General features: G+C 56.4%; 1 rRNA gene. It reads left to right on the plus strand.

The features are described 5' to 3' along the window. Positions 1-1,401 (plus strand): 23S ribosomal RNA (locus tag ACZ4VI_RS34605); the annotation flags it as partial. Positions 1,402-1,446: the final 45 nt, after the last annotated feature.

The raw sequence follows: 1,446 nt of genomic DNA on the forward strand, positions 1-1,446 counted from the left end.
GCATGAAGCCTGAGACCTGATGCCGAGCCGATTGTGGTGAAGTGGATGATCCTATGCTGTCGAGAAAAGCCTCTAGCGAGTTTCATGGCGGCCCGTACCCTAAACCGACTCAGGTGGTCAGGTAGAGAATACCGAGGCGTTCGGGTGAACTATGGTTAAGGAACTCGGCAAAATGCCCCCGTAACTTCGGGAGAAGGGGGGCCATCACCGGTGATCGGATTTACTCCGTGAGCTGGGGGTGGCCGCAGAGACCAGCGAGAAGCGACTGTTTACTAAAAACACAGGTCCGTGCGAAGCCGTAAGGCGATGTATACGGACTGACGCCTGCCCGGTGCTGGAACGTTAAGGGGACCGGTTAGTGACCTTTCGGGGTTGCGAAGCTGAGAACTTAAGCGCCAGTAAACGGCGGTGGTAACTATAACCATCCTAAGGTAGCGAAATTCCTTGTCGGGTAAGTTCCGACCTGCACGAATGGCGTAACGACTTCTCGACTGTCTCAACCATAGGCCCGGTGAAATTGCACTACGAGTAAAGATGCTCGTTTCGCGCAGCAGGACGGAAAGACCCCGGGACCTTTACTACAGTTTGATATTGGTGTTCGGTTCGGCTTGTGTAGGATAGGTGGGAGACTTTGAAGCCGTGACGCCAGTCATGGTGGAGTCGCCGTTGAAATACCACTCTGGTCGTGCTGGATGTCTAACCTCGGTCCGTGATCCGGATCAGGGACAGTGTCTGATGGGTAGTTTAACTGGGGCGGTTGCCTCCCAAAGGGTAACGGAGGCGCCCAAAGGTTCCCTCAGCCTGGTTGGCAATCAGGTGTTGAGTGTAAGTGCACAAGGGAGCTTGACTGTGAGACCGACGGGTCGAGCAGGGACGAAAGTCGGGACTAGTGATCCGGCGGTGGCTTGTGGAAGCGCCGTCGCTCAACGGATAAAAGGTACCCCGGGGATAACAGGCTGATCTTCCCCAAGAGTCCATATCGACGGGATGGTTTGGCACCTCGATGTCGGCTCGTCGCATCCTGGGGCTGGAGTCGGTCCCAAGGGTTGGGCTGTTCGCCCATTAAAGCGGTACGCGAGCTGGGTTTAGAACGTCGTGAGACAGTTCGGTCCCTATCCGCTGCGCGCGCAGGAACATTGAGAAGGGCTGTCCCTAGTACGAGAGGACCGGGACGGACGAACCTCTGGTGTGCCAGTTGTCCTGCCAAGGGCATGGCTGGTTGGCTACGTTCGGGAGGGATAACCGCTGAAAGCATCTAAGCGGGAAGCCTGCTTCGAGATGAGTGTTCCCACCTCCTTGAGAGGGTAAGGCTCCCAGTAGACGACTGGGTTGATAGGCCGGATGTGGAAGCCCAGTAATGGGTGGAGCTGACCGGTACTAATAGGCCGAGGGCTTGTCCTCAGTTGCTCGCGTCCACTGTGTTAGTTCTGAAGTAACGAACTCGCC

This window comes from Streptomyces sp. NPDC029169 (assembly GCF_055563935.1).